A 20,463-nucleotide genomic window follows, 5' to 3' on the forward strand; every position below is an offset into this window, starting at 1 on the left:
GGATCTGGGTGTGACGACCGAAGTATCGTCAAAAAAGGCTTCCCGCCCTGCACCTCCCCTGCCGGGAAAAGGAGCCAGGCACACGCCGAAATCCCCTGCCGGGTTTCCCCCCACGTCAAAATGAGGTACGTACCTCAAAATCCGCACCATGCCCTCCAGCCGCCAGCGAAATCCCCTGCAAAACGGACGGGCCACCCTCAGCGACGTGGCACGGGAAGCCGACGTCAGCCTGGCCACCGTGGACCGGGTGCTCAACAAGCGCGCCGGCGTGCATGCGCGCTCCATCGCGCAGGTGAACGAAGCCGTCGCGCGGCTGAACTACCGGCCTGACCCCGCGGCTGCCCGGCTCGCGCGGCCGCATCCGCACCGCGTGAGCTTCCTGCTGCCCTCGGGCACCAACATCTTCGTGGAGATGCTGCGCGAGCAGATCGCCGGCAGCGACGGCTGGATGGAAGACCACCGCGTGACTGCGCAGACGCACCAGGTCGACGTCTTCGAGCCGCAGCGCCTGGCGCGCCGCATCCTCTCGCTGCGCGGCAAATGCGATACGGCAGTGGTGATGGCGCTCGACCATCCGCTGGTGCAGTCGGCCATCGACAAGCTGGTGGGCGATGGCATCGGGGTCATCACGCTGGTGTCGGATGTGCCCAAGTCGCGACGCCAGCATTTCGTGGGCATCGACAACATGGCGGCCGGCCGCACCGCGGGCACGCTGGTGGGCCGCTTCTGCGGCGGGGCGAAGGGCGAGGTCGGCGTGATCGTGGGCAGCCTCTCGCTGCGCGACCATGCCGAGCGCAGCCTGGGCTTCAGCCAGGTGATGGCGGCGGAATACCCGGGCCTGAAGGTACTGCCGCCGATGGAGGGCAAGGACGACCCCAAGCTGACACGGCAGCTCTCGGCGCGCCTCCTGGCCGCGCACCCGAAGCTGGTGGCGATCTACAGCGTGGGCGCGGGAAACCCGGGCATCTCGGCCACGCTCAAGGCGCGCGGCCGCGCGGGAAAGACCGTCTTCGTGGGCCATGAGCTCACGCCGGCCTCCCGCGCCGACCTGCTCGACGGCACGATGGCCGCGGTCATCAACCAGGACGCGGGCCACGAGGTTCGCTCCGCGCTGCGCCTGGCCCTTTCCCGGCTCACGCGCGAGCCGGTGCACCCGGACCAGGAGCGCATCCGCATCGACATCTACCTGAAGGACAACCTGCCGTGAATGCGGCGGTGCTGCCCTTCTTTCCCTGAACTTTTTGCAGGAGCGTCGGCACATGGCAAGCAACATCAAGGGCCCGGGCATCTATCTCGCGCAGTTCGCCAGCGACACCGCGCCCTTCGACTCATGGGACGCGATCACCCGCTGGGCCGGCGGGCTCGGCTTCAAGGGAGTGCAGATCCCCTCGTGGGACGCGCGCATCTTCGACCTGAAGAAGGCCGCCGAATCCAAGACCTACTGCGACGAAGTGGCCGGCGTGGCGCGGGAGAACGGCGTGGAGATCACCGAGCTCGGCACGCACCTGCAGGGCCAGCTCGTGGCGGTGCATCCGGCCTACGACGAGGCCTTCGACGGCTTCGCGCCCGAGGCCTTGCGGCGCAACCCGGTGGCGCGGCAGGCGTGGGCGGTGGAGCAGATGCTGTTCTCGGCCAAGGCCTCGCGCCACCTGGGCCTCAAGAGCAACGTGAGTTTTCCGGGGGCGCTGGCGTGGCCGTACCTCTATCCGTGGCCGCCACGTCCCGCTGGATTGATCGAAGCCGCGTTCGACGAACTCGCCAAGCGCTGGCGCCCGATCTTCGATGCCTTCGAAGACGCCGACTGCAACGTCTGCTTCGAGCTGCATCCGGGCGAGGACCTGTTCGACGGCGTGACCTTCGAGATGCTGCTCGAGCGCGTGAACAACCATCCGCGCTGCTGCATCAACTACGACCCGTCGCACTTCCTGCTGCAGCAGCTCGACTACCTCGAGTTCATCGACATCTACCACTCGCGCATCAAGGCGCTGCACATCAAGGATGCGGAGTTCCGCCCCACGGGCCGCCAGGGCGTGTACTCGGGCTTCCAGCCGTGGGTGAATCGCGCGGGGCGCTTCCGGTCGCTGGGCGACGGGCAGATCGACTTCGGCGCCATCTTCTCGAAGATGGCGCAATACAACTACGACAGTTGGGCCGTGCTCGAGTGGGAGTGCTGCCTGAAGCATCCCGAGGACGGCGCGGCCGAGGGCGCGGAATTCATCCGCCGCCACATCATCCGCACGACCGAGAAAGCCTTCGACGACTTCGCGGGCGCCGAGACCGATACCCAGCAGCTTCGCCGGATGCTGGGCCTTGAGACGACCACGGCGAAATAACCCAACGAGCTTTACAACGAAGGAGACAGAGACCATGACAAGCAGAAGAATCTTTACCGGCATCGCACTGGCCGCATGTGCGCTTGCGAGCATGCCCGCACTGGCCCAGAACAAGGCCACGGTGATGGGCGTCTCGGTACCCGCCGCCACGCACGGCTGGACCGGCGGCGTCGTCTACTGGGCCAACCGCACCAAGGCCGAACTGGAGAAGCAGTACCCCGGCATCAAGGTCTTCGTGAAGACCGCGGGCTCGGCCACCGAGCAGGCCAACCAGGTGCAGGACCTGCAGACGGTCAACAAGATCGACACGCTGGTCATCCTGCCCTTCGAGTCGGCGCCGCTGACCAAGCCGGTGGCGCAGGTCAAGGCCAAGGGCGTGTTCGTCACCGTGGTCGACCGGGGCCTCACCGACCCGAGCGCACAGAGCGCCTACGTGGCCGGCGACAACCCGGGCTTCGGCAAGGTGGCGGGCGAGTACATGGCCAAGACGATGGGCGGCAAGGGCAACGTCGTCATCCTGCGCGGCATTCCGACCGTCATCGACAACCAGCGCGTCGATGCCTTCAACGAAGTGATGAAGGCCAACCCCGGCATCAAGGTGCTCGATGCCAAGCACGGCAACTGGAACCGCGACGACGCGTTCAAGGTCATGCAGGACTACCTCACGCGCTTCAAGCAGATCGATGCGGTGTGGGCCTCGGACGACGACATGGCCGTGGGCGTGCAGAAGGCCATCGAGCAGGCCAAGCGCGACGATGTGAAGCTGGTGGTGGGCGGCGCCGGCGCCAAGGGCTACATCAAGAAGGTGATGGACGGCGACAAGATCGTCTCGGCCGACGTGACCTACGCGCCGAGCATGATCGCCGACGCAATGAACCTCACGGCGAAGGCGCGCGTGGAAGGCGGCGCGATGCCGGCGACGACGATCATTCCTTCGGTGCTGGTGACCAAGGAGAACGCGGCGAAGTACTACTTCCCCGATTCGCCGTTCTGAGGCCGGACAGCATCAGCTAGAGGCGCGCCCTCGCCTCCCGCTGCGCCCTGTCGATCTCCGCATGGTTCGACTCGGCCCAGCGGTCCACCGCGAGCAGCGTCTTGCTCAGCGACAGGCCGAGCGCGCTGAGCCGGTACTCCACGTGCGGCGGCACCGTCTGGCGGTCGTCGCGCAGCACGAGCCCGTTGAGCTCCAGGTCGCGCAGGGTCTGCGTGAGCATCTTCTGCGAGATGCCGCCGACCTGGCGCAGCAGTTCGTTGTTGCGCCGCGGCCTGCCGCGCAGCAATGGAATGACCAGCAGCGCCCACTTGTTGGCGACGAGTTCGAGCACGCGGCGCGAAGGGCAGCCGGCGTTCCACACGTCGGCCGGTGCCTCGGCCTCGCGTGCCACAGGCACGGGGGTTGTCGACGGCGGCTTTTCGATTCCCATGGTTACCGGAAGGTGCGTACTTGTTGATCGGCGGGCAGGCGGGAAGTATCGGGTCTCGCCCTTTCCCTCCACACAACAAGGAGTCTTTCATGGGATGGATTTTTCTTCTGGCCGCGGGCCTCGTCGAGATCGCGATGGCCGCGGCGCTCAAGCAATCGAACGACTGGACGCGGCTCGTGCCCTCGATGCTCGGCGTGCTGACGGCGCTCGTCAGCATCTTCCTGCTGGCCAAGGCGCTTCGCTTCCTGCCGCTGGGCCCGGCCTACGCGATCTGGACCGGCATCGGCTCGGTCGGCGTGGTGCTGATGGGCGTGCTGTGCTTCGGCGAGGCGCTCTCGGCGGCGCGGCTGGGTTGCATCGTGCTGGTCATTGCGGGTTCGTTGGGCCTCCGGCTCACCGAAGCCTGATGCTGAAAGACCAGCCAAGGCCGCGAATTTGGAACTTCGGTATTCGTTCCGACGGCAAGGCAGGGGCCTTTAACCACTCCGGGAATGGGCAGATTTTCAGGGGGCTTCAAACCGTCACGACATGAGAGCAAGATGCCCGTCCGCCGATTTCTTGCAGTCACCCCGACCTGACCGAAGGAGCATGCCCATGTTCGCCACGCAAGAACGCACCATCAAGATCCCGGGCCCTGACCATGCAATCAACATCGCACGCAACCCGCTCCGCGTGGTGGTGTCGGTCGATGGCTGCGTGATCGCCGACACGCGCGAAGCACTGACGCTGCGCGAGTCGCACTTCGGAACGGTGCACTACATCCCGCGCAAGGATGTGAAGATGTCGCTGCTGGAGCGCACGCAGCATGCGACCTACTGCCCCTACAAGGGTGAAGCCAACTACTACAGCATTCCCGCGGGCGGCGAGCGCTCGGTGAATGCGGTGTGGACCTACGAGGCGCCCTACGATTCGGTCTCGCAGATCAAGGACCACGTGGCCTTCTATCCGGACCGCGTGGGACCGATCGAAGAGCGCGCCGTCTAGGGCCTGTTCACACTATGCAAGGGGTCGCGAAGCTCGCCATAGCCCGCACCCAGCAAAAAGCCGGGCCCCGCTTTCGCAGGGCCCGGCTTTTTGACGTCTGCCCGCCGGTCAGGGCGAGGCGCAAGCCTTGCTTACAGCGGCAGTGCGTCGCCGCGAGCGGCAGCGCGGGCTGCGGCACGCACCGTGGCGCGGTCCACACCGCTGGCCAGGACCGGGGCGACACGCGACGAGGCGCCTTCGGCATACGGGTTCTCGCTGCGTGCAGCGACAGCGGCTTCGGCACGGACGGCAGCGCGGCTCGTCGACGAAACGAACACTTGTGCGGGGCCTGCATTGGCACCGGTGGCGTACGGGTTGGCGCTGTGCGCGGCAACCACGGCCTGGCTGGCGACGTCGGCGCGGCTGGCGGCTGAGGTCAGTTGATGCACGCCTTCATAGGTTTCGGCGTGGGCGGCGCCGGCAACGGCCATCAGGGCAACAGCAACGGCGGAGAGGATCTTCGAGGCGTTCATTTGGATTTCCTTCAGTTCAGTTCAAGTTCTTGCTTGGTTGATTTCGAACCGGTCTTGGGTGGGTCACCGTCCCTCCGGGGGGCGGCCACCTCGCTCGGGGCCTGTTCACCTGGATCAGCTGTTCGTGTTGTCCGGCCGGTCCATGGGATGAATTGTGCGCCGCCATCTAGGTAAAAACCCTTGGCAAAAGGAACCACGGTGTTCACCATTGGGAAACAATCCATGCCCTCTGGGGGGCGCTCAGCCCCCAGGTCAGAGTGCCAGCGATGCGATCGCGGCATGGGCCTTGAGCCAAAGCTCACGGCGGCAGCAGCAGCGGCCCGCAGTTCTCGTCCGCCACGAACACCGCCACCAGCTTCGCCGGCCGCACCGGGTCGGGGTTCTCCGCAAAGACATGCAGCGTGCCCGGCGGCTCGAAGAAGGTCTCGCCGGTCTTGTAGGTGCCGACCGGCCCGCCGCCCAACTGCGAGCGGATCGTGCCTTCGAGAATGATCGCGGTCACCGAGCCCGGGTGCCGGTGCGCCGGCGAATAGGCGAGCGGCGGGAAGTCGACGATGACCGTGGTCACCGAGTTGCCGGGCACATGCGGCAGCGCTTCGCACGAGATCACCTTGGACGAAGTTGCGGGCCGTGCCGCCTCGTTCGATGCTGCGGGCGTCGGCGCGGACGAGAACATCGGCCGGCTCACACTGCTGCACACGTCGTCGAGCCACTGCACGGCCTCCCGCTTGCTGCCGTGCGGTATCAGCGCCCAGCCGGCCGCCAGCACCAGGGACAGCGCTGCAACACCGGCGCCCACCTGATGGCGATGAGGTCGCGCCGCCCTCATGACACCAGGCCCTTGGGCAGCCGCAGCGATGCATGCCAGCCCAGCTCGCGCTTGGCCTTCTCGCTGCTGACTTCGGGGTTGTCTTCGGCGATGTTGAAGACGCCGCCCTGCGCATGCCGCAGCGCCATCACCGCCGCCCAGGCCGCGGCCTCCACGTGGACCGGACTCGCCCCCTTGGGTACGGCCGTCGACGTGCCCGGCCCGTAGATCTGCCCGTAGCGCAGCACCGTGCCCTGGATGCCCGCAGCGCCGAGCACACTGCGCTCCAGCGCCGCCACGCCATCGACGCTGACGCGGCGAATGCCTTCGGCTTCCAGGTCGAGCGGATGGTCTTCCACATGGGGCGTGGGCCTCGGCGCATAGGCCCAGGCAATGCTCTGTGCCACCAACCGGCGGCTGCCGGCGGCCAGCGCCGCGGCCACGAGGTTGCGCGTGCCTTCGGTGCGCACGCGGGCGTTGCGATGCGAGGCCTCGGGCATCCGCTTCGGATCGAGGTCGAGCGGCAAGTCGGTGAGCTGGTGAACCACGATGCCGGGCGCTATGCGGACCAGCGCCGCGCGAAGCGCCGCCGCGTCGAACACATCGACGACGACCGGCGTCACGCCCTGGGCCTCGAGCGCTCGCGCACGGTCGGTGCGGCGGGTGCTGCCGTACACCTCGTAGCCTGCCTCGGTCAACAGCGGAACCAGCGCGGTGCCGATGGCACCGGCCGCACCCGCCACGAATATCTTCTCGCTCATCGCATGTCCTTCTTGCTGGCTGTTCGATGGGGCCATGCTAGGTTTCCGATGTCCCATCGAAAAGAGGCAAGATTCGCCAAAACGACAAGACCATGACAAAAGAGAAGAATTCCTCCGCGGCCCTGCTGCAGATCGACCGCGCCACGCCGATGCCGCTGTACCGGCAGATCTACGCGCGCTTCAGGACGGCCATCGAGCAAGGCGTGCTCCACCCGGGCGACCGCGTCGCGTCGGCGCGCGACCTCGCGAGCGAACTGGGCGTCTCGCGCGGCACCATCGAGACGGCCTACAACCTGCTCGTCGGCGAAGGCTATTTTTCGTCGCAGGGACAGGCGGGCACCGTGGTCTCGCCTTCCCTGCCGGCACACCGGTCGGCGCGGCGCGAGCGCCGTCGGGCCGAACCGCACGCCGACCGCGAAGCCCTCGCCGATGCCGAGCCCCCGCCACCGCTGCAACTGGGCATTCCCGCGCTCGACGCCTTTCCGCGCAAGCTCTGGGCGCGCCTGACCGCACGCCGCGCCCGGGCGACCACCGCGGCGGACATGTTCTACGGCAACCCCTCGGGCTACGCACCGTTGCGCGCGGCCATCGCGGCGTACCTGCTGGTGTCGCGCGGGGTGTCGTGCCACCCGTCGCAGGTCTTCGTGACGGGCGGGTATCGCGCATCGCTCGCGCTCATCGCGCACACGCTGCTCGACAAGGGCGACGCCGTGTGGGTGGAAGACCCCGGCTATCAGCCCACGCAGGACGTGCTGCGCAGCACAGGCCAGCGCACGGTGCCCGTGCCGGTGGACGAGGAAGGCATGGTCGTGGCCCGCGGCATGCGCAAGGCGGCGCATGCGCGCATGGCCGTCGTCACGCCGTCGCACCAGGCGCCGCTCGGCGTCTCGATGTCGCTCGCGCGCAGGCTTCAATTGCTCGAATGGGCCTCGCAGTCCAAGGCGTGGATCGTCGAGGACGACTACGACGGCGAATACCGTTATGCCGGCCCGCCGCTGCCCGCGCTCAAGAGCCTGGACGGACACGACCGCGTGCTGTACGCGGGCAGCTTCTCGAAGGTGCTGTATCCGGGGCTGGCGCTGGGCTACGTGGTGGCGCCCGAGTCGGTGTGCGCCGCCTTCGGCGAGGCGGCGCTGACGCGCTCCAACGGCAGCCCGCAGATCACGCAGGCGGTGGTCGCCGACTTCATGCGGGGCGGCCACTTCTCGCGCCACTTGAAGAAGATGCGGCTGCTCTATGCGCGGCGGCGCGGCATGCTCGCGGCCGCGCTGCTGAAGGCCTTTGGCGACGAAGTGCGCATCGACCTCAAGAGCGGCGGCATGCACCTGATCGCGCGCTTCGACAAATGCCGCGAGAGCGACACCGAACTGGCCCGCCGCGCGCAACTCGCCGGCCTGAACTGCCAGCCGCTTTCGGCGCGCGGCACGGCGGGCTTCGGCGACGAAGGGCTGCTGATGGGGTTCACCAACATCGGGTCGGCTGCGCAGGCGCAGCAGCTTGCGGTGAAGCTGCGTGGGGCGATGGGCGTGCGCTGAAGTGCGGGGATGCCGAACCAGGCAAGCACCATGACCCTTTTCGCCTTGCGACAGCTCGCCAAAAGTTGGCTGTCGGCCGGCCTCGATTCCGGCGAAGTGCCGGTCTCAACAGCCTGTCCACTTCAGCGTTGCTGGAGGGCGGCAACCAGTTCAGCGCGCACGGCCGCGAACACGGCTGCGGGATCCAAGGCACGCGATACAGGGCGGCCGATGACCACGTGCGTTGCGCCGGCCCCGATTGCCTGCGTGGGAGTCGCAACTCGCGCGTGGTCATTCTGTTCATCGCCTGAGAACTGTATGCCTGGCGTCACGACAAGGGCACCGGGCGGCAGGACCTCGCGAAGCAGCCTCGCTTCCAATGGCGACGCTACAACGCCATGGCAACCGGCCGCGGTCGCAAGGCGGCCCAGTCGCGCGACCTGCTCTGGAACCGTCGAGGCGACGCCTACTTCTTCCAGATCCTGGTCACTCATGCTGGTGATCACGGTGAGCGTAAGAACCTTCAGTTGAGGGAACCGGCTCGCGGCCTGAACTGCCGAGCAAAGCACGGCGGAACCGCCCGAGGCGTGCACAGTCACCATCGAAGCACCCAGATGTCCGGCTGCGGTGACCGCGCCCGCCACCGAGCTTGGGATTTCCAGCAGCTTGAGGTCCAGGAAAACACTTTTCCCTGCATCCACGAGCTCGCGGACGACCGAAGGTCCTGCCGCCGTCAGCAGCTGCAGGCCTACCTTGTAGAACGTAGTAGCTGCGCCCAGCTGCTTCACGAGGTCCGCCGCCAATGCGGCGTTAGGGAAGTCGAGCGAAACGATGATGCGGCTGTCCTTACTCATTGACCTGTCCTTGATGCGTACGCCCCGCGCTGCCAGTAAACGCGAACTGGGCGAACGTATGCAGCCTATCATTTGACAGACAGAATGCGACCAACTCCGGACGGTCAGAGGCAATGCCGAACACGACCGGTCGGGCCGCCAATATCTGGAGGAGAAAAGATGTCGAGCGCCTTGAGCAGAACCATCGTGGCAATGATGAGCACCGTCGTCATGAGCGGCGCCGCTGCGCAAGCCAGCGAGCCGACCCCGGTATTCACTCGCGCTCGTCTGACGTCCTCGTACGAAGAACCCGGCGGCAAGCTCTATGTGCGCTTGAAGCTGCTCCCCAGGTCCAAGATTCCCTTCGCAACGCAGACATTCAGGCTGCCCGACCGCTCGCTGCTGGCCGATATCCCTGATGGTTCGTTGGTGAAGTTCACCTCCAAACACATCGATGGCGAGAACACCTTGACGTCGATCCACACCGTCGCGGAGTGCAAGCGCTTTCAACCCTGCGAATGAAGCCGGCGAGAAGCAAACGGTCGAGACAGCGCCCCATCCGTGATGCGCCCTGTTGAAGAGCGACGCGCTCGGAGTGCTTAGCCAGTGATGATCGGTTTGAGCGCCTCGATCTCCGTTGCAATGAAGTCGAAGAATGCGCTGACGCGGGCCGTCTTCCGAATCTCGGGCATCGCGAGGAGCCGCCAGTCCCGCGACAGCGCCGGGATCGGACCGAGAACCCGGACCAGCTCCGCCTCCGAATCCCCAAGCGCTGTCGGCAGCGGCCCGATGCCCACACCGGCCTTCACCGACAGCAGGAGACCGAGCACGCTGCCGCTGCGGGCCACGATGTTCGCGTCCGGCGCCACCTCGCGCAGCCACTGGCTTGCGCGATGGCCCGCCATGCTCTCCTCAAACCCCGCCAGCGGGTGTGCCTGGATCTCCTCGATGGATGAAGGCTTGCCGTGGCGCGCCACATAGTCGCGGCTCGCATAGACGGCCCACAGCGAGTCGCCGACCTTGCGACCGACCAGCACGGCATCGTCGGTGTCGCCTGAACGCAGCGCGACGTCGGCCTCGCCAGTGCGCAGGTCGACGTACTTGTCGCTCATCACGAATTCCACATGCAGCGCGGGGTGCAGCGCATGGAAGCGATCCAGCAGCCCGGAACGCGTCAACCGACTCACGAGCGGCTCCGGGCAGGTGAGCCGGATCACACCGGCCGCATTGCGCTTCGAGGCGGCCAGCACCTGTTCGAATTCGCCCACGGCCCGCTCGACCTCACGCGCGGCTTCCAGTACCTCGGTGCCGAAGTCGGTGAGCCTGTATCCGGTGGTATGGCGCTGGACCAGCGCGCGGCCGATGTGCCGCTCCAGCGCGGTCAGCCGTCGCTGCACCGTCGACTGATCGACCTCCAGGGCCCGGCCCGCGGCCAGGGTGCTGCCGTGCCGCGCCACAGCCACGAAGTACTTCAGGTCGTTCCAGTCGAGCATCGCCCGTTATGCACTATTGCGGCCCCGTTCTGCAAGTCCGCGCCTTGTGGCCCATGGAACGCCGGCCTACGCTGGCGTTGCCACATCATTCCGAGGCCGCCCATGACGACAAGCTCATTCACGAATGGCCGCATGCCGCGGCGCCGCGTGCTGATTGCCGGTGCCGCCGCAGCGGCTGCGGCCGTCTGCAACTCCGGCTCCTTCGGGCAAACGGCGTCCTCGGCGAAGCAGGAACGCCTTCGCATCCTGTGTACCGGTCCGGCAGGCAGCGTGCCGGACATCGTTGCGCGCACCTTCGGCGAGGCACTTGCCGGTGTCTTCGCACAGGAGGTCGTCGTCGACAACCGGCCCGGTGCGGCAGGCCAGATCGCGGTCCAGGCGCTGAAGTCGGCGCCGGCCGATGGCTCGACCTGGCTGCTGGGCCAGGGCGCGATCGCCAGCCTCTACCCTGCGTTGTACGGAAAGCTGGGCTACGACCCTGCGCGGGACCTCGTGCCCGTGTCGCTCGCGGCGGAGATGAATCTGGGCGTGGCCGTGGGCAAGGCTGTGCCCGCGGAGGTCGCCGACACCCGGATGCTGGTCGAGTGGATGCGGCGCCATCCCGCCGAAGCCAACGCAGCCTCGCCGGGCACGGGCACCCTGCCGCACATTCTCGAGGTCATGCTGTTCGGCCAGGCCGGGCTGGACTGGCGCCATGTTCCCTATCCGGGCGGCCCGCCCGCCATGGCGGCGCTCCTTGGCGGGCAGGTTGCCGTGCTCGTGCTCCCGGAAGGCCTGCTGCTGCCGCAAGTCGCCAGCGGTCGCCTGCGGTTGCTCGGCACCTCGGGACGTGAGCGCAGCCGGTTCTCACCGGCAGTGCCCACGCTCGCCGAACAGGGCCACGCGCGATCGGTGATGCGCGAGTGGTTCGCCTTTTTCGCACCGGCTGGCACGCCGGCACGTATCGCGGAGCAGGCGTCGGAGGCGCTGGGCAACGCCGTGGCGCGCGCCGGACTGGCACGCCGGTTCGAGGATGCGGCCATGATGGCGGCGCAAAGCTCGCCCGCACAACTGGCCGCGAAGATAGAGGACGACCGCCGGGTCTGGGCGCCCCTGCTGGTCGACGCGGGCATCCGGGGGGACGCATGACGGACGCGGTTGCGAGGGCCTGGGACCGGGCCGCCGAGGGCTGGGCCACGAGCACGCCGATCGTCCGTGCGTGGTTGCGGCGCGCAACCGCAGCGATGCTGTCCGAGGCGCGGCTGAAGCCGGGTGCACGCGTACTCGATCTGGCTGCGGGTGCGGGCGACCAGACGAAGGACATCGCGCTGGCCGTCGGGCCGACGGGCGAGGTGTTGGCAACCGACATCTCACCGAAGATCCTGGACTTCGCGCGTGGGCGCATCGAAGCGGCTGGCCTCGCCAATGTGCGCTTCGCCGTCGCAGACGCGGAGCAGCCGGTTCATGCCGAGGCGCCTTTCGATGCGGTGACGTGCAGGCTCGGCCTCATGTTCTGCATGAACCCGGCCAATGCGCTGGCCGCGGCATTCAAGGTCCTGCGGCCGGGCGGCCGCTTCGTGGCGCTGGTGTTCGGCGACCCCGCGAACAACCCTTGCATCACGACCATGATGAAGGTGGCACGCAAGCACCGGGGGTTGACTGGTAGCGTCTCGCCCTATGCCGAGGGCGGTCTGTTCAGCCTTGCGGCACCGGGCAGGCTTGCGAGTCTTTTGATGGCGGCCGGCTATGTCGAGGTCACAGCGGAAACGCTTGCGGCGCCTTTCGAACTCCCCGATGCCGCGGCCTACGTCGCCTTCGTTCGAAGTTCGGGTTCACCGATCATGGAAGTCCTCGCGCCCTTGGATGCAAAGGCCAGGGAGTCGGCCTGGCGAGAAATGGAGGAGGCGTTGGAGCCATTTCGCGGCGACCAGGGCTGGCTGGGGCCCAACGAACTCCTGCTCGCCTCGGCAACGCGGCCGGGCTGAGGCCAAGGCGGAAAGCCTGATCTCCACAATCCCGAGTTGCGTCCAAGGTATCCGCAGCTTGCAGCTTGCAGCTTGCAGCTTGCAGCTTGCAGCTTGCAGCTTGCAGCTTGCGGCATGCGGCATGCTGCACCCATGAGAATCAGCGACAACTTGAAGACCTGGGCAAAGCGGGTCAAACGCGACGGCGTGACGCTCTGGTTTGCAGGAAAAAATCCTCGGACGCCCTGGTACGCGAAGGCGTTGGGTATTTTCGTGGTGGCCTATGCGCTCAGCCCCATTGACCTGATCCCCGACTTCATTCCGGTGCTGGGCTACGTCGATGATGTTCTGCTGCTTCCCGCCCTGATCTGGTTGACCCTCAGGCTGCTGCCGCCCGACGTCCTCGCGGAATGCCGCAGCCAGGCAGAAGAGTGGATGCAGACCAACGGCTCGAAGCCAAGCAGTCGCGCCGGGGCATTCCTGATCGTGGTGCTGTGGCTGGCCGCGGGCGTGGCGGTCTGGCTCTGGCTCAAGCCGCATCCATACGTTTCGGAATGACGGCTTTGGAGAAAAACGTACAGCCAATGCGGGCCGGCGCCTTCCGGGCGGACCTCCGGCAGCACAATGTGAGCCAGGCTTTCATGCCCACCACCCCGTCAACTCGCAACAACTTTTTCAGGACTGATGTCAATGATCTACGAACTACGCGTCTATACCGCAATGCCTGGCCGGCTGCCCGACGTTCTTGCCAGATTTCGGGATCACACGGTGGGCATCTGGAACCGGCTGGAAATTCGTCAGCTCGGATATTGGACGACCGCAATCGGACCTGACAGCAACGCGCTTACCTACATGCTGGTCTGGGAGAGCCTGGCCGACCGTGAGGCCAAGTGGGGCAAGTTTGTCGTCGATCCCGAATGGGTCGAGGTCAGAAAGGCGAGCGAGGCAGCCGGACCGATCGTTGCGAAGATGGACAACTCGTTCCTGGCGCCCACCTCTTTCTCGCCTGCGAAATAGTCTCTTCCGCGGCCATCGCCGCATAGCGAAGGCTTCAGGGAGCTTCGCCATCCATCGGCGCACCACGCTCCTTGATCCGCGTGACCTGCGAAAGCACGGCATCGTCGGATGTCATGTCCATCCGCTGGCCCTTGTAGACCGGCTGCTCGAACTTGCCGCCCGCATAGCGGTAGAGATAGCGCACCTCGACCAGCGCGCCCACTGGCGGCAGCGCCTCGTTGGGCGGCACCGTCACGTTGCCCATGTCGACCATCGCGCCCGTCTCGTCGCGCAGGCCCACGGCCACCGAGCGCTGCGCGTTGACGCGGATCACCTCGCAGGTCGCGCTCTGGTTGAACTTGAACTTCAGGCTCGTGGTGCTGCGCCCCGCCGCGAACGGTGCGGCGAGCGCCTTGAGCACATAGCCTTCGCCGTGCGCGGCCAGCAGTTGCGCGGCGCGGCGGCGCTTGCCCTCGGCGGTGGTTTCGAGATCGAGCACCACCATCCAGGGAAGGCGCCCGGCCATCTTCTGCAGGTGGCCGAAGCGATCGATGAAGGCGGCACTGCGCAGATCCTGGCCATCGAGCGCCAGCAGGTCGAAGGCCTTGAAGACATCGCCGACATGCTCGCCCGCGATGACGGTGCGCCCCGCGGTCGCTCCCGCCTCGCCGACCCAGGCTTGCGGAATGTCGACAAAAAGTCCGCGGCGATTGGTACCGCGCACGGTCTCGCCCTCGATCAGCAGGATGCGGTTCTCGCCATCGGCTTTTTCCTGCAGGCCCCAGCCCGCGTCGTCGAAGTAGCGCGCCACCTGCTCTTCGAGGATCAGCGTGGGTAGCTGCGGCAACTCGCCGCTGATGCGGCCCGCGAGATCGCTCGAGGTGTAGAGCGCGCCCGACTGGTCCGGCGTGTAGCCCTTGGAGGTCTTCTCCTTCACGACCTTTTCGTAGATCTTCAGCGCCGCTTCGAACGCGACAGGGCTGCTGGTCTTGGTGCCGGTGGCGAGCGTGCCGCCGCGACGTCCATTGCCGTAGTCGACCACCCAGCCGTCGTCCTTCGGGCGCAGGTGGACCTGGTAGACCTTGTCGGAGCCCTGGCCCGTGAAATAGAGAAAGCTCGATTGCGATGCCTGTCCGCCAGCGGCTTGTTCAACGGGGGCGGCGGAAGGCGCCGGCTGGCCGGGTGGCGCCGCCTGCGAACTCGGCTGCCGCAGATTGACCTCCGGCCGCATCGATGCCGCGCCGTTCCATCGCACCTCGAAGCCCGCCTTGCGGAAGTGATCGACGACGAGTTCGCCGACACGCAGCATGTCGGCATCCGCACCTGCCGGCGCGCCCCAGAACGCGAGCGACAGCTGGCTGCTGCGCTTCGCGCGGTTCAGGTCCTGCCGCGTGTAGAAGCAGAAGCCGTGCACGCCGGCTGCTTCGCCGCCGCGCTCGTGGAAGGCCTCGGAGCAGTCGGAGAAACCGTCGGACTGCGTCTGCCCCGCATCCTGCAGCGTGACGAGCCCGGCCTTCGTCAACGCATCGAAGACCTCGTCGATCCTGGCCTTGACGGTGCGCCATTGCGCGGTCGTCATCTTCACGGGATCGGGTTCGGGTGGAGGCGGCGCGGGTATCGGCTTGCCGGTGACGCCCGCGAGCAGCGCGATCACCTCTTCCATCATCGCGTTCACCGTGATGTGGTTGCCATGCCCGTCGCTGATGTCGGCGTTGGCGCCGGCATCCAGGAGCAGTTGCACCGCATCCGTCGTGGGCGCGAATTCGGCGGCGAGGTAGAGCGCGGTGCGGCCATCGGTGCGGGTGTATTCGAGCGGGCTGCCGGCTTCGAGCAACAGGCGCAGCACGGCGAGGTTCGGCGCAACCTCGGTCTGGTTCGATCCCATCGCGGCGCACTGCAGCGCGGTGAAGCCCTGCTTGTTCACAGCAGCCATGTCGGCCCCGGCCGCGATGCACGCGCGTACCGTCTGGACATCGGCTTCGCGCGCCGCCTCGAAAATCTTCTTCGGATCCATGGCACTCCCTGTCTGTTGGTTTTTGGATTCTGCCGCAGGCACATGGCGCGACATTGCACTTCCCAGGCCGCGCGAACATCGCTACATTCGACGCCTCGATCCACAACACAGACCGGAGGTGCGCGATGAAAGAGCCTGCTATTCATTCCCCCTCCCCCGTACGGTTTGTTGTCGGGTCGCCCAAGAACTGCTGCTGACGCATCCCTTGCGCAGCACCTGCCCCTGAGGGCATCGCCAGTTCGATCATCGCGGCCTTCCGCCGCGACAAATCGCCCGATTCAAACGCCACCGCCGGCACGCATGTGCCGGGCGCGATCCGTTCATTTTTCGAATCAAGGCCAACCATGCTTGAAACCCGTGCCGCCGATGCGCGGCAGTTCGTGATTTCCTATTTCGATCCCGAGCGGGCGTCCGCTGAAGAATGGGCGCAGGCCCTCGCCTATTGGCGCCTGCGCAACGAGGAGGATCTTCCGGGCGAACCGCTTCCGGACGACGCCCACACCGAGCACAACGTGCGCCAGCACACACCGCTGCATGTCGTGCACCGCGTCTTCGTCCGGGACACGCAGGGCACGCTCGCGGGTTCGCTCAACATGAGCGTTCGCCGCGAAGGAACGCCCGACTACGACGCCTTCGCGCCATTCGCCAATGTCTGGGGCGGTGTACGGCAGTCCCACAGGCGGCAGGGCGTCGGCAGCCTTCTGTTGCGCGAACTGCTGGCGTGGATGGACGCGCAAGGCAAGACCACCGCCACCTTCAACGTTCACCTCCCCGAGAGCCACGCATTCCTTGCCGCCATCGGTGCGACCGAAAAGCACCGCAGCATCGAGAACCGCATGCCCTTCGCCGGCCTCGACGACGACGCGCTCGCCCGCTGGCGCGCCGAAGCCCTCGCGCCCGGCCACGGGCTGCGCCTGGAAATCCACGCGGGCCGCGTGCCCTTCGAGCGCCTCGCCACGCTGATGTCACCGCTCTCGGAACTGCTCGAAGACGCGCCCACCTCCGGCCTCGCACGCGCGCCGATGCGCTTCGAGCTCGAGGACTTCCGCGCCTGGTACGCCGAGATCGACCGCCGCGGCGGCGAGCACTTCCTGGTGCTGCTGCTCGACGGCGACGAGGTGGCCGCGGTGTGCGATGCGAGCTGGAACCAGCTCTACCCCGACCGCATGTTCCAGCGGCTCACGGGCGTGGCCCGCCGCTGGCGTGGCAGGGGCCTGGCCAAGGGCGTGAAGGCGGTGATGCTGCAGCTGGTGCGCGAGCGCCACCCCGAGGTGGTGATGGCCGTCACGCAGAACGCCGAGGTCAATGCGCCCATGCTCGCCATCAACCGCCGGCTGGGCTTTGCCCCGCACAGGCATGATGGGGCCTACCAGATCGGCACGGAAAGCCTGAGGGCCTTCCTCTCGACCCGCCGGCTGGCTTCGCGGGAGGCGCACACATGAAGACACCCCAGAGACTGCAAACCCTCGTGGACGAAGGCCTGATCGACACCGTCGTGCGCCAGCTGATGAGCGGCAAGGAAGCCATGGTCTACGTCGTGCGCTGCGGCGAGGAAACGCGCTGCGCCAAGGTCTACAAGGAGGCCGACAAGCGCAGCTTCCGCCAGGCCGTCGACTACACCGAGAATCGCCGCGTCAAGAACACCCGCGAGGCCCGTGCCATGGCCAAGGGCACGAAGTTCGGCCGCCAGGTGACCGAGGCCATCTGGCAGAGCGCCGAGGTCGATGCGCTCTACCGCCTGGCCGCGGCCGGCGTGCGGGTGCCCACGCCGCACAACTTCCTCGAAGGCGTGCTGCTGATGGACCTGGTGACCGACGCCAACGGCGATGCCGCCCCGCGCCTGAACGATGTGGCCTTCTCGCCCGAGGACGCGCTGCGCCACCACGCGAGCCTGCTGCGCGAAGTGATGCGCATGCTGTGCGCGGGCGTGGTGCACGGCGACCTCTCGGAGTTCAACGTGCTGCTGGCCGAAGACGGCCCGGTCATCATCGACCTGCCGCAGGCCGTGGATGCCGCGGGCAACAACCACGCCAAGCGCATGCTGCTGCGCGACGTGGAGAACCTGCGCAACTTCTTCGGCCAGTTCGCACCCGCACTGCTCAAGACGCACTACGGCGATGAGATCTGGCAGCTCTACGAGCGCGGCCTGCTGCGGCCAGAGACGGAACTCAGCGGCACCTTCGTGCGCGAGACCGGCCCGGTCGACCTGAGCAATGTGCTGCGCGAGGTGGACGACGCACGCGCCGAAGAAGCGGCGCGGCTGGTGCGCATGCAGACGCCGCGACAATAGCGGGGCCTGCAACGCCCCGCCCGATGACGTCCACCACCCTGCCCCGGCGCCAGCCGCTTTTCAACGCCGCCGCCACCGTCCGCCAGATCGCCAGGGCTGCGGCCTTCGTGGCTCTGGGTGTCGGCTCTGCGGCGCATGCCGCCAGCATCCGCCTCGAAGACGACCGCGGCACCACGCTCGAACTGCAGGCGCCGGCCAGGCGCATCGTCTCGCTGATGCCCTCGCTCACCGAAACCGTCTGCGCGCTCGACGCCTGCGACCGGCTGGTGGGCATCGACCGCCATGCCAACTGGCCCGCGCGGGTAAAGGGCCTGCCGCAGGTCGGCGGCATCGACGACGCGAACATCGAGCGCATCGTCGCGCTCAGGCCCGACCTGGTGCTGCTGCGCCCGCGCAGCCGAGCGGCCGAACCGCTGGAGCGCCTGGGCATCAAGGTGCTGGCGCTCGATGCCAAGACCCATGGCGACATGCGGCGGGTGATGGAAACCGTGGCGCGCGCCACCGGCAAACCCGGCGCGGGCGAGGCGGTCTGGCGCACGCTGGACGCCCGGCTCAATGCGGCCCGCGCCCGCGTGCCGCTGGGCTGGCAGGGGCGGCGCGTCTATTTCGAGGTGCATGGCGGCATGGCCGCGGCCACCGAAAGCTCCTTCATCGGCGAGACGCTCGCGCGCCTAGGGCTGGCCAATGCGGTGCCGGGCACGCTCGGTCCCTTTCCCAAGATGAGCCCCGAGTTCGTGGTGCGCGCCGATCCGGACGTGCTGATGGTCTCGGCGCTCGGCGAAATCTCCGCCATGGCCGCGCGGCCCGGCTGGTCGGCCATGAGCGCCATCCAGCGCGGCCGCGTCTGCAGCTTCGCCTCGGCGCGCTTCGACCTGATGATGCGTCCGGGCCCGCGGCTGGACGAGGCGGCCGATGCCATCGTGAGTTGCCTCGTCTCGCTGGGGAATCCGCCGCGCTGAGGCGGCCTGCCTTCGCCCCGTTCCCGCCCCCGATGCCACCCGCCTCTACCGTCGCTCCATGAAATCCCGCCCCAAGCAGTTCACCTCCTCCACCCCGTTCATCCGCGTCGGCCCGAGCGGCGTGCACGGGCTCGGCGCCTTCGCGACCCGCGACCTGCCCGCGCAGGCTTTTCTCGGCCTCTACGAAGGCCGCCGCTACACGAAGCAGGAGATCGCCACCAAGGTCTGGGACGACCAGCTCACCTACCTGTTCACGCTGTCGAACCACGAGACCATCGACGGCGCCAAGGGCGGCAACGGCACCCGGCACCTGAACCACGCCTGCGAGCCGAATTGCGAGGCGGTCGAGGAATACGACGAGGCCGGCGAGCTGGTGCTGAAATTCCAGACGCTCGTGGCCGTGGACGCGGGCGACGAGCTGTTCATCGACTATTCGCTGACCGCCGACGACGGCTCGCCGCCGTCGAAGTACCCCTGCCATTGCGGCTCGCCGAACTGCCGGGGGACCATGCTCGCGCCGGTGGACAGCACGGCGGAAAAAGACGTTTCGCCCGCCCCTGCGTCGCCGTTCGGCGACCTACCGTGGTGAGCTGAAGCTTCCTGGAGCCCTCTCAGGGCGACCCGCTCTTCAGGCTGCGCAACTGCTCCTCGGCCCGTTCGAGTTCGGCGCGGAGCGTGCGGATTTCCTGCTGCAGCTTCTCGATGCGCGCTTCGCGGCCCTGCGCGGGGGTGAGCGACTTGCAGCGTGCCAGGAGCGCATCCAGTTCCTCGCCGAGCTGCCGGCGGCGCAGCATCTGGCCGCGGGAACGGGCGAGCGCCATGTCGCGTTCGAGCACCGCCTCCTGCGCCTTGCAATCGGCGGCACCCGTCGGCTGCGGTTCCGCCGTCTGTGCGAAGGCGGGCATGGCCAGGGCCCATGCAAGAGCGAGGAAAGAGGGGTTGAGGCGCATGCCGCGAAGTTACCCGAACTTGCCCCAGGGAATGCGCTTGGCCCTATGCCGTCCTGATGATGGGCCGGGTCCCGACCGTCGATCCCTGTGATTCACGCAGTTCGCTCGGCGGCAAGGTAGCGCGCCTGCCAGCGTTGGGCCAGTTGCTGCGCGCGATGCAGCGGCACACGCGCCGCCTCGAAATCGACCACGCAGGCGATGTCGGCGGCCTCTGGCCGTGCGGGGCTTTCGCTGCTGCGGCCATCGGTGAGCAGCCACAGCCAGCGCCGATGCGCCGCGCTGCGGGCCAGCAGCTGGTCGGCGCGCTGCACCCCGAGCGAGAGCGGCGTGCCGCCACCGGCCGCGATGGGTGCGATCCAGTCGTCGTTCCACGCGCTGGCACGGCGCGGCGGCAGGCGCAGCTCGACCACCTCGCCGGCAAAGCACAGCAGCGCCACATGGTCGCGCCGCTGGTAGGCCTCTTCCATCAGCGACAGCAGCAGGCCCTTGGCGAGCGCGAGGTTGCCGTCGTTGCGCATCGAGGCGGAGCAATCGAGCAGAAAGCAATGCAGCGCGCCGCTGCGTGCCTGCAACGGACGGCGGCGCAGGTGTTCGGTGCGCAGCGTGTCGGCACCGCGGGCCGCGAAGGTGCGCGGCCAGTCGAGTGCGG

At 67.5% G+C, this 20,463-nt stretch carries 24 protein-coding genes; 15 read left to right on the forward strand and 9 right to left on the reverse strand.

All coding sequences use genetic code 11. The annotated features are described in order from the left end of the window. The first annotated feature begins 148 nt into the window (after positions 1 to 148). From M2282_RS02590 to M2282_RS02600, 3 genes are read left to right on the forward strand one after another with little or no spacing between them, the layout of a single operon-like run. On the forward strand, positions 149 to 1,207 hold the full coding sequence (locus tag M2282_RS02590) for a LacI family DNA-binding transcriptional regulator (RefSeq protein ID WP_280807218.1): 1,059 nt from the start codon (positions 149 to 151) through the stop codon (positions 1,205 to 1,207). 52 nt (positions 1,208 to 1,259) lie between these two features. Further along, positions 1,260 to 2,333 (forward strand): sugar phosphate isomerase/epimerase family protein, encoded by a 1,074-nt coding sequence (locus tag M2282_RS02595; RefSeq protein ID WP_280807219.1) that lies wholly within the window; start codon positions 1,260 to 1,262, stop codon positions 2,331 to 2,333. Between the two features lie 34 nt (positions 2,334 to 2,367). After that, entirely contained in the window at positions 2,368 to 3,327 is a 960-nt protein-coding gene (locus M2282_RS02600; RefSeq protein ID WP_280807220.1) for an ABC transporter substrate-binding protein, read from the forward strand. Positions 3,328 to 3,343: 16 nt separating this feature from the next. Here M2282_RS02600 and M2282_RS02605 read toward each other — a convergent pair whose 3' ends face one another. Further along, the gene (locus M2282_RS02605) at positions 3,344 to 3,757 is read right to left on the reverse strand and encodes a winged helix-turn-helix transcriptional regulator (protein WP_280807221.1); all 414 of its coding nucleotides are present in this window, start codon (positions 3,755 to 3,757) and stop codon (positions 3,344 to 3,346) included. Positions 3,758 to 3,846: 89 nt separating this feature from the next. On the opposite strand from M2282_RS02605, the gene M2282_RS02610 reads away from it, so the two are divergent. Both M2282_RS02610 and M2282_RS02615 read left to right on the forward strand, forming a co-directional pair. Then, positions 3,847 to 4,164 (forward strand): DMT family transporter, encoded by a 318-nt coding sequence (locus M2282_RS02610; protein ID WP_280807222.1) that lies wholly within the window; start codon positions 3,847 to 3,849, stop codon positions 4,162 to 4,164. Between the two features lie 187 nt (positions 4,165 to 4,351). Further along, positions 4,352 to 4,741, forward strand: coding sequence for a DUF427 domain-containing protein (locus M2282_RS02615; protein WP_280807223.1), 390 nt, complete (start codon positions 4,352 to 4,354; stop codon positions 4,739 to 4,741). Positions 4,742 to 4,872: 131 nt separating this feature from the next. Here M2282_RS02615 and M2282_RS02620 read toward each other — a convergent pair whose 3' ends face one another. From M2282_RS02620 to M2282_RS02630, 3 genes are all read right to left on the reverse strand, one after another. Next, positions 4,873 to 5,253, reverse strand: coding sequence for a helicase SNF2 (locus M2282_RS02620; RefSeq protein WP_280807224.1), 381 nt, complete (start codon positions 5,251 to 5,253; stop codon positions 4,873 to 4,875). A gap of 298 nt (positions 5,254 to 5,551) precedes the next feature. Then, on the reverse strand, positions 5,552 to 6,082 hold the full coding sequence (locus tag M2282_RS02625; RefSeq protein WP_280807225.1) for a cupin domain-containing protein: 531 nt from the start codon (positions 6,080 to 6,082) through the stop codon (positions 5,552 to 5,554). Next, on the reverse strand, positions 6,079 to 6,822 hold the full coding sequence (locus M2282_RS02630; protein ID WP_280807226.1) for an NAD-dependent epimerase/dehydratase family protein: 744 nt from the start codon (positions 6,820 to 6,822) through the stop codon (positions 6,079 to 6,081). Before M2282_RS02630 ends, M2282_RS02625 begins: the two co-directional genes overlap by 4 nt. A 92-nt stretch (positions 6,823 to 6,914) precedes the next feature. Here M2282_RS02630 and M2282_RS02635 point away from each other — a divergent pair, with 92 nt between their 5' ends. Next, on the forward strand, positions 6,915 to 8,357 hold the full coding sequence (locus M2282_RS02635) for a PLP-dependent aminotransferase family protein (RefSeq protein ID WP_280807227.1): 1,443 nt from the start codon (positions 6,915 to 6,917) through the stop codon (positions 8,355 to 8,357). A gap of 122 nt (positions 8,358 to 8,479) precedes the next feature. Here M2282_RS02635 and pyrF read toward each other — a convergent pair whose 3' ends face one another. Next, a complete protein-coding gene (gene pyrF / locus M2282_RS02640) occupies positions 8,480 to 9,190 on the reverse strand; it encodes an orotidine-5'-phosphate decarboxylase (protein ID WP_280807228.1) in 711 nt (236 codons plus the stop codon). Positions 9,191 to 9,361: 171 nt separating this feature from the next. Between pyrF and M2282_RS02645 the strand changes: the two genes are divergently transcribed. Further along, the gene (locus M2282_RS02645; protein WP_280807229.1) at positions 9,362 to 9,691 is read left to right on the forward strand and encodes a hypothetical protein; all 330 of its coding nucleotides are present in this window, start codon (positions 9,362 to 9,364) and stop codon (positions 9,689 to 9,691) included. Positions 9,692 to 9,768: 77 nt separating this feature from the next. On the opposite strand, the gene M2282_RS02650 is transcribed toward M2282_RS02645, so the two are convergent. Continuing rightward, positions 9,769 to 10,662: a LysR family transcriptional regulator gene (locus M2282_RS02650; RefSeq protein ID WP_280807230.1), complete on the reverse strand. Its 894-nt coding sequence runs from the start codon at positions 10,660 to 10,662 to the stop codon at positions 9,769 to 9,771. 102 nt (positions 10,663 to 10,764) lie between these two features. On the opposite strand from M2282_RS02650, the gene M2282_RS02655 reads away from it, so the two are divergent. The 4 genes from M2282_RS02655 (at position 10,765) to M2282_RS02670 (ending at position 13,622) form a co-directional block, all read left to right on the forward strand. Further along, positions 10,765 to 11,790, forward strand: a complete 1,026-nt coding sequence (locus tag M2282_RS02655) for a tripartite tricarboxylate transporter substrate-binding protein (protein ID WP_280807231.1) — start codon at positions 10,765 to 10,767, stop codon at positions 11,788 to 11,790. Then, the gene (locus M2282_RS02660) at positions 11,787 to 12,626 is read left to right on the forward strand and encodes a class I SAM-dependent methyltransferase (protein WP_280807232.1); all 840 of its coding nucleotides are present in this window, start codon (positions 11,787 to 11,789) and stop codon (positions 12,624 to 12,626) included. The genes M2282_RS02655 and M2282_RS02660 overlap by 4 nt, the downstream gene beginning before the upstream one ends. A 132-nt stretch (positions 12,627 to 12,758) precedes the next feature. Beyond that, positions 12,759 to 13,163 (forward strand): YkvA family protein, encoded by a 405-nt coding sequence (locus M2282_RS02665; RefSeq protein WP_280807233.1) that lies wholly within the window; start codon positions 12,759 to 12,761, stop codon positions 13,161 to 13,163. 132 nt (positions 13,164 to 13,295) lie between these two features. Further along, positions 13,296 to 13,622 carry an NIPSNAP family protein gene (locus M2282_RS02670; protein WP_280807234.1) on the forward strand — a complete coding sequence of 109 codons (327 nt, stop codon included), beginning with the start codon at positions 13,296 to 13,298 and terminating at the stop codon, positions 13,620 to 13,622. Between the two features lie 34 nt (positions 13,623 to 13,656). On the opposite strand, the gene M2282_RS02675 is transcribed toward M2282_RS02670, so the two are convergent. Continuing rightward, on the reverse strand, positions 13,657 to 15,615 hold the full coding sequence (locus tag M2282_RS02675; RefSeq protein WP_280807235.1) for a DUF6891 domain-containing protein: 1,959 nt from the start codon (positions 15,613 to 15,615) through the stop codon (positions 13,657 to 13,659). A 344-nt stretch (positions 15,616 to 15,959) separates the two neighbouring features. On the opposite strand from M2282_RS02675, the gene M2282_RS02680 reads away from it, so the two are divergent. From M2282_RS02680 to M2282_RS02695, 4 genes are read left to right on the forward strand one after another with little or no spacing between them, the layout of a single operon-like run. Beyond that, positions 15,960 to 17,057: a GNAT family N-acetyltransferase gene (locus M2282_RS02680; RefSeq protein ID WP_280807236.1), complete on the forward strand. Its 1,098-nt coding sequence runs from the start codon at positions 15,960 to 15,962 to the stop codon at positions 17,055 to 17,057. Further along, positions 17,054 to 17,905 carry a PA4780 family RIO1-like protein kinase gene (locus tag M2282_RS02685; RefSeq protein WP_280807237.1) on the forward strand — a complete coding sequence of 284 codons (852 nt, stop codon included), beginning with the start codon at positions 17,054 to 17,056 and terminating at the stop codon, positions 17,903 to 17,905. Before M2282_RS02680 ends, M2282_RS02685 begins: the two co-directional genes overlap by 4 nt. 23 nt (positions 17,906 to 17,928) lie before the next feature. Beyond that, positions 17,929 to 18,864, forward strand: a complete 936-nt coding sequence (locus M2282_RS02690; RefSeq protein WP_280807238.1) for an ABC transporter substrate-binding protein — start codon at positions 17,929 to 17,931, stop codon at positions 18,862 to 18,864. Positions 18,865 to 18,922: 58 nt separating this feature from the next. Next, positions 18,923 to 19,453: an SET domain-containing protein gene (locus M2282_RS02695; RefSeq protein ID WP_280807239.1), complete on the forward strand. Its 531-nt coding sequence runs from the start codon at positions 18,923 to 18,925 to the stop codon at positions 19,451 to 19,453. Positions 19,454 to 19,475: 22 nt separating this feature from the next. Here M2282_RS02695 and M2282_RS02700 read toward each other — a convergent pair whose 3' ends face one another. Then, positions 19,476 to 19,814 (reverse strand): DUF1090 family protein, encoded by a 339-nt coding sequence (locus tag M2282_RS02700; protein WP_280807240.1) that lies wholly within the window; start codon positions 19,812 to 19,814, stop codon positions 19,476 to 19,478. 92 nt (positions 19,815 to 19,906) lie between these two features. Next, positions 19,907 to 20,386 (reverse strand): vWA domain-containing protein, encoded by a 480-nt coding sequence (locus M2282_RS02705; RefSeq protein ID WP_280807241.1) that lies wholly within the window; start codon positions 20,384 to 20,386, stop codon positions 19,907 to 19,909. Between the last annotated feature and the right edge of the window lie 77 nt (positions 20,387 to 20,463).

Origin of the sequence: Variovorax boronicumulans, assembly GCF_029892485.1 — a bacterium.
Taxonomy (GTDB): Bacteria; Pseudomonadota; Gammaproteobacteria; order Burkholderiales; family Burkholderiaceae_C; genus Variovorax; species Variovorax boronicumulans_B.